This window comes from Thalassovita sp. (assembly GCF_963691685.1).
Taxonomy (GTDB): Bacteria; Pseudomonadota; Alphaproteobacteria; order Rhodobacterales; family Rhodobacteraceae; genus Thalassobius.
In genome coordinates, this window is the sequence record NZ_OY829290.1 from 4,271,791 (window position 1) to 4,286,545 (window position 14,755).

Below are 14,755 nucleotides of genomic sequence, written 5' to 3' on the forward strand. Positions count from 1 at the left end.
ATCCGCGTTAACCACGCACCGCGATTGATTTTGACCTGACTGTATCGCCTCCGGCATCCTGATACTGGGTTGGTGGTTCTTGTGGTGAGGTAGGGTTCGATGTGGATCATGGCAGGCATGGTGGGTGCAATGATGGCCGGTATGGCGCTGGTCGGGCTGACCTCTGTGCCGCCGGTTGATGATGAACCTGACGATCTGGAAGGCGATGGATTTGGCCCCGAGGCTTCTGGCCTGATGCAACGTGTGGGCGCGCTGATTGGCGACACGCCCGCCGGTAACAGCGGATCAGACGGGAATACCCCGTCTGACAATCTGCTGACCCAACTGCTGGACGACACCCCAGATGATAGCCCTCCGCCCCCCGAAGCCGAACGTTTCGACATTCTGGTGGATGACACCCCCACACAGACCGGCACCGCAGAGGATGATATCCTCGCCGGCACTGCCGAGGATGAGGCGCTGGAGGGGTTCGCGGGCGATGACCAAATCAACGGCTATGGCGGTGACGATCTGGTGGACGGCGGCGCCGGCCAGGATGAGTTGTTTGGCGATACCGGCAATGACACCCTGCTTGGCGGCGATAACGCGGACCAGCTGCACGGGCAGGATGGGGACGACCTGCTGAAAGGTGGCGCAGGGGACGACACGCTATCGGGCCATCTGGATGCGGATACCCTAGATGGCGGTGCGGGTGATGACAGCCTGCAGGGCGGTGACGGGCAGGATGTACTGATCGGCGGCGAAGGGGATGATGCGCTGCTTGGCGGCTTGGGGGATGACACGCTGACCGGCGGGTCCGGCGCAGATGTGCTGTTTGGTGGCTCTGGCGACGATCAGCTGAGCGGCGCGGGCGATGGCACGCAGGACTTTCTGAACGGTGGAACCGGTGCCGATATCATCGACTTTGGCACGCAGGACGTGATCAGCACCGGCGACGGGGCGGACCTGCTGACCACGATGGCTGACACCACGGGGGCTGAGGTGATGGATTTCGACACCGCTGAGGACACGTTGGTGCTGCTTTTTGATGACAGTCAGGATCCCACCCCACCGATTTTGGACCTGCGCCCAGACGGCACGGAGTCCGAGGATCTGGGCGTTTGGATCAACGGCGAACAGGTTGCACTGCTGCATGGGGTCAGCGCCGCCGAACAGGCCGATATCCGGCTGGTGCCGCAGTCCCAATTCGTTGCATAAACTGCCCTGCCCGGATCTGCGTCTTCGCCAGCCCGGTCGCACGCACGATTTCCCTTTCCTTTATGGCGATTTTCCCTTATCAGCGCGCATCGCTTCCGCTTTGCGGGGCGATTCCTCCATAGGACCTTGTCTGGACGACATCCCGGCTTGTGCCCTGAACCCTCTAACTAGGAGAACCCCGATGTCGATCACTGCTGAAGAAAAAGCACGCGTCATGAAAGAATTCGCAACCAAAGAAGGCGACACCGGTTCGCCCGAAGTACAGGTTGCTATTCTGTCCTCGCGCATCGCGACCCTGACCGAGCACTTCAAAACCCACAAAAAAGACAACCACGGCCGCCGTGGTCTTCTGATGATGGTTGCTCAGCGCCGTAAGCTGCTGGACTACCTGAAGGGTAAAGACGAAGCCCGTTACGCTGACCTGATCAAACGTCTGGGCCTGCGTCGCTAAGGTTTTCGGATCTTTCCGATCCAAGGAACGCCCGCTCTTATGAGCGGGCGTTTTTTGTTGCTCAGCAACGTGCGGCGCCATCATAGCGCTGAATGATGCCGGTGATATTGTCGGCGCCAAACCCTTCGGCCACGGCTTGCGCGTAGACCTCTGCCACCTGTTCTGCCAGGGGCATCACGGTGCCGGATTGCGCAACATAGGTGAAATCCTTCGCCACCAGATCGATTGGAAAGGCTGGGGCCCATTGCCCGGCCAACATCGCACCACCTGCCCCAGCGGTGGCGGGCGAACAAACGGGGGTGTCCGCCAGCGCCTTCAAAACCGATTGCGCATCAAACCCCTTTGCCTTGGTTGCCGCCATCAGCTCCGCCAGAGCTGCCAGTTGGGTGCCAAACATCGCGTTCACCACCAGTTTCGCCATAGCGCCGGCCCCCGCAGGACCGCAGTGCAGCCTCTTGCCGCCCATCTCGGCAAACAGCGGATCCAGCGCCGCAATGACCTCCGCAGCGCCGCCTTGCAGGAAAATCAGTTGTCCCGCTTCAGCCTGCGGGCGCGATCCGGCGACTGGCGCATCAACAAAGGCAACACCCCGCTCCGCAGCGGCAGCGTGCAGCTTTAGCACCTGGGTGAGGCTGAGGGTGGAGCATTCCACCGCAACCGCACCGGTCGGCAGCGCGGCAAGCGCCCCCGCTGCCCCAAGCCACACATCAGTAGAAGCCGCATCATCGCGCAGCATGGCAAAGACCACATCAGCCGCCGCCACTGCATCGGCCGGCGTCACGGCCTTCACCGCCCGCGCATCAAAGCCGTCGCGCACAGCGGTGTTGCGGTTCCACACGGTCACATCATGCCCCGCGTCCAGCAGGCGCGTGGCCATACGTTGCCCCATCGCGCCCAAACCTAAAAACGTTACCTTCATGTTCATTCTCCTGTGATGAGGGCTGAACGTGGCGGATGCGGCATATTTGGGAAATCAGGACAACTGCGCTACATTCGTGCGAGATTTGCACGAATGAGGGCATCAATGGATCTGGACACGCTTGAAACCTTCCGCGCTGTTGCAGCGGCCGGGTCGTTTGCTGCCTATGCACGGCAGCTGAATGTCGCGCCCTCCTCCGTCTCGCGGCAGATCGCCGGGCTGGAAGAGGCGTTGCAAGTGCGTCTGTTTGATCGAACCACGCGGCGGCTGGTGCTGACAGAAGCCGGGGCAACCTATCTGACACAGGCGGGTGAAGCGGCCCGCGATCAGCTGACAGATCCCACCGGAAAGCTGCGCGTCGCAACCTCTGTCGCATTTGCGGAACGCTGGTTGCTGCCACGGTTGTCCGGCTTTGCGCAGCGCTATCCCAAGATACAACTGGATCTGCAGCTCAGCGACACGCAGGTGGATCTGCGCAGCGAAGGTATTGATCTGGCCATTCGCTTTGGTGCTGCGATCCATGGCGATTACGTGGTGCGCCGGCTGCGGGCAACCCGCTATCATCTGGTCGCCAGCCCCGGCTATCTGGCGCAACAGGGCCGCCCAAACCTACCGCTGGACTTACAGCACCACAGCTGCCTGCAAATGCCCTATCCGGGGTTTGAAACCAACTGGCGGATCCGCCAATCAGACAAGCCGCCCATGACTGTTCCGCTGGGCCCGGGCAGCGTGATTTCTAACCCGCTGGCCCTGCGCCGGGCGGCGCTGTTGGATTTGGGGATCGCGATGCTGGCCGATTGGATGGTGGAGGAGGATCTGGCTGCGGGGTCGCTCATTGACCTTTTCCCAGACCACGAAGCCTCCCCCGGTGGTTTCGACACGGCGGCTTGGATCCTTTACCCGACGCGCAGCTATGTCCCTGCCAAATTGCGCGCCTTTGTGGATTGGATCACCGCCGCGCAGACCCATCCGGACCGATCTGCCGCAGCAGATTGATCAAGCGATCCACGTTTTCCTGTTCCGTCCGGAAGGACGACAGGCTGATCCGAAACGCCGGACGCCCCTGCCAAACGGTACCGCCAAACCAGACCTGCCCGCTGTCCTGTGCCTGCTGCAAAATTGCGGCCGTCGCCGCATCATTGCGGCCGCGGACCAGAACCTGATTAAGGACCACACGGTTCAGCACCTCAAACCCGGCGGCACGCAGCCCCTCCCCAACATGCACGGCCTGCGCGTGATGTTTTTCCACCATCGCGGCCACGCCGTTGCGGCCCAGCGCTCGCAGCGCGGCCCAGATCGGAATGCCGCGCGCCCGGCGCGAAAACTCCAGTGTCAGGTTCTTTTGGGAATCCGCTGAGGCCGTGGAATAGGCCGCATCTGCATTCATCACCCGCGCCAGAGCCTGCGGATCCCGGCAAATCGCCATCGCCCCGTCATAAGGCGTGTTGAGCCACTTGTGCCCATCCGTCGTCCAGCTGTCCGCGCCCTCCACCCCGTCGGTCAGATCTTTCAATGCCGAGGCACGTGCCCAGAGGCCAAACGCCCCATCCACATGCACCCAAGCCCCCGCGGCCTTGGCGCGTGGAATGATCTCGGCAAAGCGATCAAACTCACCCGTGTTCACCTCACCGGCCTGCAGGACCAAGATCGTGCGGTCGTCCATCTCTGGCATCTGGTCCGGGATCACGCGCCCCTCCCCATCGACGGGCAGTTTGGCCACATTGGCCCAGCCAAACCCAAGGATCTGCAACGCCTTGCGCACGGTCACATGAACGGTTGCAGGCACCATGACCTTGATCTCAGGCGCGCCGATCAGCCCCTGTTCACTGTAATCCCAGCCCTGCCGCGCCAGCAGCGTTGCGCGCGCGGCGGCCAGAACGCTCAGGCCACAAGCGGTGGCAGAGGTGCCAAAGGCAACCGCACTTTCACGGGGCAGATCCAGGATCTCCAGCAGCCAGGCACCGGCCTGTTTTTCCAGAACATCCGCAACCGGCGCATTGTCATAAGAGGAGGCGCATTGATCCCAGGCACCCACCATCCGTTCTGCCGCAGCGGCGGCCGGCAGGGTGGCCCCGATGACAAAGCCAAAATAGTTCGGCCCGTTGCTGACCACCGTTGCCGGGGAGCCGAGCCTGTCGAGCATCTGCACTGTGTCCAGCGCGCCTTTGCCCTCATCCGGTAGCGGTTCAGCAAAAGCCGATAGGGCGTCCAGCGCCTGCGCATCGGGAAACACCGGCTGGTCCGCAACACCTGCAACATAGCGACGCGCCAGTGCATCGGCTTCTTCTAGTAACTCTAACTCATTCATGGCATGGTCCTGAAATGCGAATCTATATCGGAAAATATCAATATAGAGGATTCTCTATATGAACAACGGATTTGTCGACATGGTGCCCGCTTTGCGGGCTTTGGCCAATCCGCACCGTGCTCAGATCATGGATTGGCTGCTGGACCCGCTGGCGCATTTCCCGCCGCAGCGTGATGGGTGCCGGCTGAAGGATGGCGTCTGTGTGGGGTTCATCACCGACAAAACCGGCCTCAGCCAGCCGACGGTCACCAGCCATATGAAGGCATTGGAAGCGGCCGGTTTGGTGACCTCAAAGAAGATCAAGAACTGGGTGTTTTACAAGGCTGATGCCGGGCAACTGCAGGCGCTCTCGGCTGGTTTTGATCAGGGCGCACGGGCGCAAAGTTGACGCCAAGTCCACAGTGACAGGTCCAAATCGCGTGCTACCCTCATCGGTGGAGGACAGATACGGGAGGATCTGAATCATGGGCGCGACCTTACGTGTATTGATGAATATGGGCACGCTGCACCGGTTGGCACCACTGTGGTTCGCCGGGATCGTGGCGCTGGTGGTGTTTTGGACCCCTTGGTTGCTGCTGGCCCTGGTTTACGGCGCGGTGATGCAGTTCTTTGTTGAATATGCCATGCACCGGTTTCTGCTGCACCGGGAACCACCAACCGATCAGAGCCCGTTCAATGAGCTTTATCGCAGCCACATCGGCCATCATGAGTTCCCCAATGATCCCGAGTTCTTCACCGGTGATCAGCATTGGTATCCGGTGAAATTTGCCAGCAAATCGCTGGTGGTGCATTTCCTGATCCTCTGGCCCTTTGTTGGCTGGCAGATGGCGCTGCTGTTTCCCTTTGTGGCGCTGACCGTTGGGTCGGTGACTGCATTCACCTTCTATGAATACTGCCACACGCTTGCGCATCTGAACGTGCCCAAGGGCTGGTTTGGCGAGCGGGTGACACGCAGCCATCTGCGTCATCATTTCAACGATCACGAGGCCACGTTCCACGTCAGCTTTGGCATGGAATGGATCGACCGGCTGTTTGGCACCAAATACGAACGTGGCGCGGCGAAGGAACGGTTTGACCGCAAAACGATTCTTTCGATGGGGATGGATCCGGACGATCTGCGGCTGGTCACCGCGCGCAAGGCTTTCGGCATCAAGGACCACCCCACAAGGCGCAAAGAGGCCTGAACCCCACCAAGATCAGCACTGCCCCGCCCTAGAAACGGCGGGGCTTGTCATTTGGGTCCGCTGGATTCTATAAATGTTATGTTATTACATTTTATCCAGCGAGCCCCATGTCAGATACAGCGCCCGATAGATCGACCGACCCCCGCCTGCCCGTCACCGTCCTTTCCGGATTTCTGGGCGCCGGCAAAACAACCCTGCTGAACCGTTTGCTCAACAACCGCGACAACCATCGCATCGCCGTCATCGTGAACGATATGTCCGAAGTGAACATCGACGCCGATCTGGTGCGCAGTGACAGCGGATCGCTGAGCCATACCGACGAAACCCTCGTTGAGATGTCCAACGGCTGTATCTGCTGCACCCTGCGCGAAGATCTGTTGCTTGAGGTTCGGCAATTGGCTGAGGCCGGACGATTTGACTACCTGTTGATCGAGTCCTCCGGGATTTCCGAACCTATTCCCGTCGCGACCTCCTTTGCCTTTCGCGATGAAGAAGGCCGCAGCCTGTCCGACGTTGCACGTCTGGACACGATGGCCACCGTGGTGGATGCGGTGAACCTGTTGGAAAACTACTCCAGCCACGATTTTCTGGCTGACCATGGTGAAACCGCGGGCGAAGGCGATGACCGTACCCTGGTGCATCTGCTGACCGACCAGATCGAATTTGCAGATGTCGTTGTGCTGAACAAAGTCAGCGCCGCCGGCCCGGAGCGCACCAAAGCCGCCCGGCAAATCATCCGCAGTCTGAACGGGGATGCCAAGATCATCGAAACGGATTTTTCCGAGGTCGCGGTTGCGGATCTGCTGAACACCGGACTGTTTGACTTTGACCGCGCCTATGAGCACCCGATGTGGGCAAAGGAGCTTTACGGCTTTGAGGATCACGTCCCCGAAACCGAGGAATACGGCGTGGCTTCCTACGTGTTTCGTGCCCACGCGCCATTTGATCCGCGCCGGATTCATGACCTGCTGAACGGGCCGCTGCCCGGTGTGATCCGGGCCAAGGGTCATATGTGGCTCGCAAGCCGCCCCAAATGGGTGGCCGAGTTTTCATTGGCGGGTGCGCTCTCTTCGATTGGCCCGATTGGCACCTGGTGGGCCTCCGTCCCGGCGGACACCTGGCCGAACCACGAAGGTCTGCGCAAATACATGCAGGACCACTGGCGCGAACCATTTGGGGATCGCCGGCAGGAGTTGGTCTTTATCGGTGCTGGCATCGACTGGCCCAAATTGCGCGCCCAGCTCGAATCCTGTCTAGTACAACAGGCCACCCTGGAAACCCTGCCAAACTACGCCGAAATGCCGGACCCGTTCCCGCCCTGGCGTCAAGCGGAGGCGGCTGAGTAATGGCCAGCAATGCACAGATGGGCAAACGGGCCCGAAAGTGTGGCAACCTGGGTCAAACCGGGTTGCGCCGCCGCAAGCGGCGTGGCGATCCCATGCGCGATTATGACAGCCTGCCGCCTGCGCTGCGGCACTGGCTGCAACAGGCCGTCTTGCCCTGGTCGCCACACTCCTGCCGACGCATCTGGAACACCGCCTTGCAGACAGGCGCAACCCAAGCCGAAGCCCTTGCTCAGTTGGACCGGCTGGAAGCCGCGACTCTCAACCGCGCCCGGGCGGCCTGAGTCTGATTGTTGTTTCAAAACTTACAAAAAACATGTATGGCCCCGCTATCTGAGACGTTGTGCCCGGACCCTGGCACTCGGAATGAAGATAATGGGGTCGGCGGCAATGGGGCCGTCATTTACACAAGGCAGCGCGGGATACGCCCGAGATGCTGCCAACTAGGATACGCATATGTTTGACGTAACGACCAAATCGATGCAGTGGGGCGAAGAGACCCTCACTCTGGAAACGGGCAAGGTTGCCCGTCAGGCCGACGGCACCGTCATCGCCACTCTGGGCGAGACTTCCGTCATGGCCAACGTGACCTTCGCAAAGGCACCAAAACCCGGTCAGGATTTCTTCCCGCTGACCGTACATTACCAAGAGAAATACTACGCCGCCGGTAAGATCCCTGGCGGTTTCTTTAAGCGCGAAGCGCGCCCGACCGAAAAAGAAACCCTGACCGCACGTCTGATCGACCGTCCGATCCGTCCGCTGTTCGTCCCCGGCTTCAAACACGAAGTTCTGGTGATGTGCACCGTGCTGTCCCACGACCTGGTCAACGACCCCGACGTTGTTGCCATGATCGCGGCCTCCGCTGCGCTGACCATTTCCGGCGCGCCGTTCCGCGGTCCGATCGCCTGTGCCCGTGTTGGTTTTGAGGATGGTGAATACATCCTGAACCCGACCGTGGACGACATGGACCAGCTGCGCAACAACCCCGAGCAGCGCCTCGACCTGGTTGTGGCCGGCACCAAAGACGCCGTGATGATGGTCGAATCGGAAGCCTACGAGCTGACCGAAGCCGAGATGCTGGGTGCGGTGAACTTCGCCCACGAACAGATCCAGCCGGTGATCGACCTGATCATCGATCTGGCCGAAGACGCCGCCAAAGATCCGTTTGAATTCGTATCGCCCGACTACTCGGAGCTGTTCGAAGTGGTGAAAGCCGCGGGCGAAGAGCAGATGCGTGCCGCCTATGCCATCACCGACAAGCAAGAGCGCGTTGCCGCTGTTGCCGCTGCGCGTGAAGCTATCATTGCAGGCCTGAGCGAAGAACAGCAGGAAGATGCGGATCTGGGTTCGGCCCTGAAGAAGCTGGAATCCACCGTTCTGCGTGGCACCGTTGTAAAAGAAGGCAAGCGGATCGACGGCCGTGCGCTGGACGAGATCCGTCCGATCGTTGCTGAAACCGGCATGCTGCCGCGGACCCACGGGTCGGCCCTGTTCACCCGTGGTGAAACCCAGGGTCTGGTTGTGACCACTCTGGGCACGGGCGACGATGAGCAGATCATCGACGCACTGCACGGCAACTACCGTTCGAACTTCCTGCTGCATTATAACTTCCCGCCCTACTCGGTTGGTGAAGTGGGCCGCGTTGGCTCGCCCGGTCGTCGTGAAATCGGTCACGGTAAGCTGGCATGGCGTGCGCTGCAGGCTGTTCTGCCCGCCCCGACTGACTTCCCCTACACCGTGCGTGTGGTTTCTGAGATCACCGAATCGAACGGCTCCTCCTCGATGGCGTCGGTCTGCGGTGGCTCGCTGTCGATGATGGACGCAGGTGTACCGCTGAAATCGGCCGTTGCCGGTGTGGCCATGGGTCTGGTTCTGGAAGAAGACGGTTCCTACGCGATCCTGTCCGACATTCTGGGCGACGAAGATCACCTGGGCGACATGGACTTCAAAGTGGCAGGTACCGAAAACGGCATCACCTCGCTGCAGATGGACATCAAGGTTGCAGGCATCACGCCTGAAATCATGGAGAAAGCGCTGGCACAGGCGAAAGCCGGCCGGATGCAAATCCTGGGTGAGATGAACAAAGCGCTGTCCGGCGCCTCGGAATTCTCGGTCCACGCTCCGCGCATTGAAACCATGCAGATCCCGACCGACAAGATCCGTGAAGTGATCGGCTCGGGCGGCAAAGTGATCCGCGAAATCGTTGAAGTGTCCGGCGCCAAAGTCGACATCAACGACGACGGCATCATCAAGATCGCTTCGCCTGACGGTGAGTGCATCAAGAAGGCTTATGAGATGATCCACTCGATCGTCGCTGAGCCGGAAGAAGGCGCCATCTACAAAGGTAAAGTTGTGAAGATCGTCGACTTCGGCGCCTTCGTGAACTTCTTTGGCAAGCGCGACGGTCTGGTGCACGTGTCCCAGATCGAAAACCGCCGCCTGAACCACCCCTCCGACGTTCTGAAGGAAGGTCAGGAAGTGTGGGTCAAACTGCTCGGCTTCGACGACCGCGGCAAAGTCCGCCTGTCGATGAAAGTTGTCGATCAGGAAACCGGCGAAGAAGCCAAAAAAGAAGAAGAGTAAACCTCTTCCTCTTGCCAGAAACAAAGAAGCCCCGGTCAGATGACCGGGGCTTTTGTTTTTCAGGTGTTTAACTGATCACTCAGGGTTCTTGGCGAACCGCAGGTAGGGCAGTTTTTTGTCCAGCGCGCCGTATTTTTCTTCGGCGGCGGCGTCGTCCAGGGCAAGGGCAACAATCACGTCCTGACCCTGCTGCCAGTTGGCCGGGGTGGCCAGTGGCTGGCCGTAGGTGCGCTGCAACCCGTCCAGGGCGCGCAGAACTTCGGCAAAGTTGCGGCCCACGGTCATCGGGTAGGTCATGGTCAGCTGCAGCTTTTTATCCGGCGAGATGATGAAGACCGACCGCACGGTGGCGCTGTCTGCCGGGGTCCGGCCGTCGGGCAGATAGGCATCTGCGGGCAGCATGTCGAACATCTTGGACACGTCCAGGCCACTATCCGCGATGATCGGGAAACCTGCCTCAGCGCCGGCGTAAGATTCGATGTCACCTTTCCAGCCCTTGTGCTCCTCCACGCCATCGACGGAAACGCCGATCACCTTGGTGTTGCGTTTGGCCCATTCATCGGCCAGCTGCGCAACGGCGCCAAATTCAGTGGTGCAAACCGGGGTAAAATCCTTGGGGTGTGAAAACAAAATGGCCCAGCTGTCGCCGATCCAATCATGGAACGAGATGGTGCCGTGATCCGTCTCGGCGGTGAAATTCGGCACGATGTCGTTGATGCGCAAACCCATTTTTCAATGTCCTTTCAGGTAAAGCGACAGGTTGTTTGGTAGAGATAGGCACGCCTCTCTTTCCTGCAAGCCATCATCACCAGTGCGGCCGTTCACGCAACCGTGAATCATGTCCCTCGCGTCAGAAAGACACCGGAAGACACCCGCGAATTGACAGATGTGAAAATTTGATCAAATTATTGTATCGGGTACATGAGCAGGGCTTGCGCCTATGCCGCAGCCCTGACAGAGTGCGCGGGATTCTGGTAAGATCTTCCACATCGTGGAACTTTCCAGCGCAAAGACAGAATATACGCAATTTGCGTCTCATGGAGGTCATGCAATGATCGAGAAACGTCAGTTCTATATCAACGGTGCTTGGGTCGACCCGATCGAGGGCGCGGATCATCACGTGATTGATCCCTCAACCGAAGAACCCTGTGCCGTCATTTCGATGGGTGGTCAGGCCGACGCCGATGCCGCCGTTGCGGCGGCCAAAGCGGCCTTCCCGGCGTGGATGAACACCCCGGTCGAAGAGCGGATTGCCCTGGTTGAGAAATTCCTTGAGGTCTATCAGCGCCGCAATGATGAGATGGGCGAAGCCATCTCGCTGGAGATGGGTGCGCCGATCGATATGGCCAAAGCCTCGCAGGCGGGCGCCGGGTCCTACCACGCGGCCAACTTCCTGCGCGCGGCCAAGAAGTTTGATTTCTTCAAACCGCTGGGCGATCACGCACCAAACGACCGTATCGCGATGGAGCCGATCGGCGTCTGTGCCCTGATCACCCCATGGAACTGGCCGATGAACCAGGTGGTTCTGAAGGTGATCGCCGCCGCCATCGCTGGCTGCACCATGGTGCTGAAACCATCGGAAGAAAGCCCGCTGAACGCGCTGCTGTTTGCTGAGTTCATGGACGAAGCCGGCTTCCCCGCCGGTGTCTTCAACCTGGTGAACGGTGATGGCATGGGTGTTGGCGCGGCTCTGACCGGCCACAAGGACGTGGACATGGTCTCCTTCACCGGTTCCACCCGCGCAGGCATCGCCATCTCGCAGAATGCGGCCCTGACGCTGAAGCGTGTGCACCTGGAACTGGGCGGCAAAGGCGCCAACCTTCTGTTTGCAGATGCTGACGACAAGGCCGTCAAACGTGGCGTGCGCCATATGATGGAAAACTCAGGCCAGAGCTGCAACGCCCCGTCGCGGATGATGGTTCAACGTGAGATCTATGATCGCGTGGTGGATGAAGCGGCTGAGATTGCCAGCAGCACCAAAGTGGCCAGCGCCCACGAAAGTGGTCGCCACATCGGCCCGGTGGTGAACGAAGCCCAGTGGAACAAGATCCAAGGTCTGATCCAGAAAGGCATCGACGAAGGCGCCCGCGTGGTAGCCGGTGGTCTGGGTCGCCCCGAAGGTCTGAACAAAGGTTTCTTCGTTCGCCCCACCGTGTTTGCGGATGTGAACAACGATATGACCATCGCCCGCGAGGAGATCTTTGGCCCGGTGCTGTCGATCATCCCCTTCGACACCGAAGAGGAAGCCGTGGAAATGGCCAATGACACCGTCTATGGCCTGACCAACTACGTGCAAACGCAGGACGGCGCTCGTGCCAACCGGGTCGCACGTCAGTTCCGCTCGGGTATGGTGGAAATCAACGGCAACAGCCGCGGTGCTGGCGCACCTTTCGGCGGTATGAAACAGTCCGGCAACGGCCGCGAGGGCGGCACTTGGGGGATTGAGGACTTCCTGGAAGTCAAATCCATCGCTGGCTGGACCGAAGAGTAATCTTCGCCACAAAAGACCACAGAAACCGGGGCGGCGACGTCCCGGTTTTTTTGTGTCTGCGTTGATCAACTCCAATTGTTTTCCGCCCGGCCCGACTGCTTTCATCCGCATTCTGGCTTTTATCGACCGGTTGGGCTAAGTCGGATATGCACCCTTCGGCACGGATACGGGCGATCAGTCCCAGGAAAAACGGTAGAGAAAATGCCCAAGATTGTTGATCACGATGCCTACAAGCTGGATCTGGCGCAGCGGGCAGTCTCGTATTTCTCGGAACATGGCTATGGCGGCACCAGCATGCGCAAGATCGCCGATCATCTGGGCCTGTCGAAAAGCGCCCTCTATCACTACTTCCCCACCAAAGAGGATCTGTTTCTGGCCTGCACCAAACAGGTGATGGCAGCCTTTGACGGTGACCTGATCGATCCTGAGGCTTCAGAGGCGGAAAACCTCAGCCGCCTGACAGCGGTGCTGCGCAGGGATTTCGACACGGAGATGGCGCTGATCTTCGACTATCTGCGTGGCAAATCAGCGGATGAGATCGCGGCGGATGAGGCCATGCAGATCGCGATGCAGGCCTATCGCAACGTGGTCACCGCCATTGTGGGGCCAGAACGGGCCGAGGAAACCCTGGCCCGTCTGATGGGGGAACTGTTGCTGGACTACCTGTCCGGCCGCTGAAGCTGCGGCGCTCAGGCGGGTTGATATGGCTCTTCGCGCAGGGTGTGACTGATCAGAATTTTGTAAAACAGCACCGGCAAGAACCACTCCAGATAGGGTGGGTTTTCAAACACGTAGAGCGACAGCAACAGGGCCACGATGTAAAGCGTCGCCGCCACGGGGCGCTGCAGATAGAGCGGTGTTTTCAAAATGATGACGCTGCTCAACATCAAGGTCGCATAGACCCCCGCGATCCACAGCAGATCCAGTTCCAGAAACGCCCAGGCAAAGACCACGATCTGGAACAGGTGAATCGCGATGAAGATGATGTGCTGCCTGAACCCTTCGCCCGTGCGGAAATACCACCGTTTGGCGGCAGAGGTGGCATTGGTGATCACTCCGCCGACCATATCAACGGCCAGCAGCGCGATGATCACATACTGCCCCAATGACCAGCCAACATTGGCCAGCCCGCCGAAAATCACGATGCCAAAAGCAAAGGCAAAAGGGATGTAAAGCTGCAGCTGCTTTTCAGCCGTCGTGGCGCCGGGGCCGATAAACTTATCAATCGCTCCCCAGATACCGGGTCTGTGTGCGGGGAGGTCCCAATCGATTCTCATGTCTCATCCTCATGCAAGGTGGCGTCTGGCGCCCATGTAGGCTGCAACGCCCGCCAGGTCAATTTATTTAGTCCAGATGGTCTAAATAAATTTCAGAACGGATTTACCGCTTGACCCTGACACTAATGTCAACGTGCGAAACCTGTCCCGCATCCCTGTGATGCGTGATCAAACGGGACATTTCGACATGACACAGAACACCCCCTGGCACGGAAAGGTCGCAGTTGTAACCGGCGGCAGCAGCGGCATTGGGCAGGCCACCGCCCATGCCCTGGCAGAACAAGGCGCCCGCGTCTTGATCACCGGGCGCAACGCAGAGCGGCTGAGCCAGACGGCGCAAAACATCAAAGGCATCGAAACGCTGCTGGCCGACAGTGCAGATCCGGCAAGTAGTGCCCAGATTGTGCAGACCGCACTGGATCATTGGGGCAGGATCGACCTGATTGTGAACAACGCTGGCGCGGGCCATCCCATGCCGATGACGGATTACACGCCAGAGGCCATTGCGGCGATCAGCAACGTCAACATCACCGCCCCATCGCTGCTGGTGCACAGCGCACGGCCCGCGCTGCGCGACAGCCGAGGCGCGATCGTGAACATCAGCACGGCCCTAACACAGGGATCCGTTCCGATGCTGGCCCATTACGCCGCCACCAAAGCCGCGCTGGAACACCTCACCCGGTCCTGGGCGATTGAGCTGGCAGGCGACGGCATCCGGGTCAACGCCATCGCGCCCGGCCCGGTCAAATCCGGCGCGCTGACCGGGATGATGGGGCTAACGCCTGAGATGGCGCAGCAGGTTGAGGTCCAAGAGGCCGCGCAGATCCCCCTGGGGCGCCGCGGTGAGCCGGGGGATATCGTGTCTTGGGTTTTGCAGCTGGGCAGCATTGAAAACCGCTGGCTGACGGGCCAAATCCTTACCATTGACGGCGGATGGTCCCAGCGCGGCTGATCTCAAATGTCGCGATGGGGCGCATGCCCGCGCCCTGTCGCCCCCTTTCC

General features: G+C 59.9%; 15 protein-coding genes. 11 read left to right on the top strand and 4 right to left on the bottom strand.

Annotated elements, in window-relative coordinates; translation table 11 throughout:
* The first annotated feature begins 99 nt into the window (after positions 1-99).
* Positions 100-1,197: a calcium-binding protein gene (locus tag ACORLH_RS20735; RefSeq protein WP_321830237.1), complete on the top strand. Its 1,098-nt coding sequence runs from the start codon at positions 100-102 to the stop codon at positions 1,195-1,197.
* Between the two features lie 181 nt (positions 1,198-1,378).
* Entirely contained in the window at positions 1,379-1,648 is a 270-nt protein-coding gene (gene rpsO / locus ACORLH_RS20740) for a 30S ribosomal protein S15 (protein WP_058242253.1), read from the top strand.
* Positions 1,649-1,709: 61 nt separating this feature from the next.
* Here the strand turns inward: rpsO and ACORLH_RS20745 are convergent, their stop codons facing one another.
* The gene (locus tag ACORLH_RS20745) at positions 1,710-2,573 is read right to left on the bottom strand and encodes an NAD(P)-dependent oxidoreductase (protein WP_321830238.1); all 864 of its coding nucleotides are present in this window, start codon (positions 2,571-2,573) and stop codon (positions 1,710-1,712) included.
* Between the two features lie 99 nt (positions 2,574-2,672).
* On the opposite strand from ACORLH_RS20745, the gene ACORLH_RS20750 reads away from it, so the two are divergent.
* On the top strand, positions 2,673-3,563 hold the full coding sequence (locus ACORLH_RS20750; protein WP_321830239.1) for a LysR family transcriptional regulator: 891 nt from the start codon (positions 2,673-2,675) through the stop codon (positions 3,561-3,563).
* Here the strand turns inward: ACORLH_RS20750 and ACORLH_RS20755 are convergent.
* Entirely contained in the window at positions 3,517-4,875 is a 1,359-nt protein-coding gene (locus ACORLH_RS20755) for a pyridoxal phosphate-dependent decarboxylase family protein (protein WP_321830240.1), read from the bottom strand. The genes ACORLH_RS20750 and ACORLH_RS20755 overlap by 47 nt on opposite strands.
* A gap of 58 nt (positions 4,876-4,933) precedes the next feature.
* On the opposite strand from ACORLH_RS20755, the gene ACORLH_RS20760 reads away from it, so the two are divergent.
* The 5 genes from ACORLH_RS20760 to pnp all read left to right on the top strand — a co-directional run bounded on the left by ACORLH_RS20760 (position 4,934) and on the right by pnp (position 9,985).
* Positions 4,934-5,263: a metalloregulator ArsR/SmtB family transcription factor gene (locus ACORLH_RS20760; protein WP_321830241.1), complete on the top strand. Its 330-nt coding sequence runs from the start codon at positions 4,934-4,936 to the stop codon at positions 5,261-5,263.
* Positions 5,264-5,339: 76 nt separating this feature from the next.
* Positions 5,340-6,059 (top strand): sterol desaturase family protein, encoded by a 720-nt coding sequence (locus ACORLH_RS20765; RefSeq protein WP_321830242.1) that lies wholly within the window; start codon positions 5,340-5,342, stop codon positions 6,057-6,059.
* A 107-nt stretch (positions 6,060-6,166) separates the two neighbouring features.
* Positions 6,167-7,405, top strand: a complete 1,239-nt coding sequence (locus ACORLH_RS20770; protein WP_321830243.1) for a GTP-binding protein — start codon at positions 6,167-6,169, stop codon at positions 7,403-7,405.
* Entirely contained in the window at positions 7,405-7,686 is a 282-nt protein-coding gene (locus ACORLH_RS20775) for a DUF6525 family protein (protein WP_321830244.1), read from the top strand. The genes ACORLH_RS20770 and ACORLH_RS20775 overlap by 1 nt, the downstream gene beginning before the upstream one ends.
* 172 nt (positions 7,687-7,858) lie before the next feature.
* Positions 7,859-9,985 carry a polyribonucleotide nucleotidyltransferase gene (gene pnp / locus ACORLH_RS20780; protein WP_321830245.1) on the top strand — a complete coding sequence of 709 codons (2,127 nt, stop codon included), beginning with the start codon at positions 7,859-7,861 and terminating at the stop codon, positions 9,983-9,985.
* A gap of 75 nt (positions 9,986-10,060) precedes the next feature.
* On the opposite strand, the gene ACORLH_RS20785 is transcribed toward pnp, so the two are convergent.
* Positions 10,061-10,714, bottom strand: a complete 654-nt coding sequence (locus ACORLH_RS20785) for a peroxiredoxin (RefSeq protein WP_321830246.1) — start codon at positions 10,712-10,714, stop codon at positions 10,061-10,063.
* Positions 10,715-11,036: 322 nt separating this feature from the next.
* Here ACORLH_RS20785 and ACORLH_RS20790 point away from each other — a divergent pair, with 322 nt between their 5' ends.
* Positions 11,037-12,476 carry an aldehyde dehydrogenase family protein gene (locus ACORLH_RS20790; protein WP_321830247.1) on the top strand — a complete coding sequence of 480 codons (1,440 nt, stop codon included), beginning with the start codon at positions 11,037-11,039 and terminating at the stop codon, positions 12,474-12,476.
* Positions 12,477-12,677: 201 nt separating this feature from the next.
* Positions 12,678-13,154, top strand: a complete 477-nt coding sequence (locus ACORLH_RS20795; RefSeq protein WP_321830248.1) for a helix-turn-helix domain-containing protein — start codon at positions 12,678-12,680, stop codon at positions 13,152-13,154.
* Positions 13,155-13,165: 11 nt separating this feature from the next.
* Here the strand turns inward: ACORLH_RS20795 and ACORLH_RS20800 are convergent, their stop codons facing one another.
* Positions 13,166-13,753: a hypothetical protein gene (locus ACORLH_RS20800; protein WP_321830249.1), complete on the bottom strand. Its 588-nt coding sequence runs from the start codon at positions 13,751-13,753 to the stop codon at positions 13,166-13,168.
* Positions 13,754-13,940: 187 nt separating this feature from the next.
* Here ACORLH_RS20800 and ACORLH_RS20805 point away from each other — a divergent pair, with 187 nt between their 5' ends.
* Entirely contained in the window at positions 13,941-14,705 is a 765-nt protein-coding gene (locus ACORLH_RS20805; protein WP_321830250.1) for an SDR family NAD(P)-dependent oxidoreductase, read from the top strand.
* The last annotated feature ends 50 nt before the right edge of the window (positions 14,706-14,755 follow it).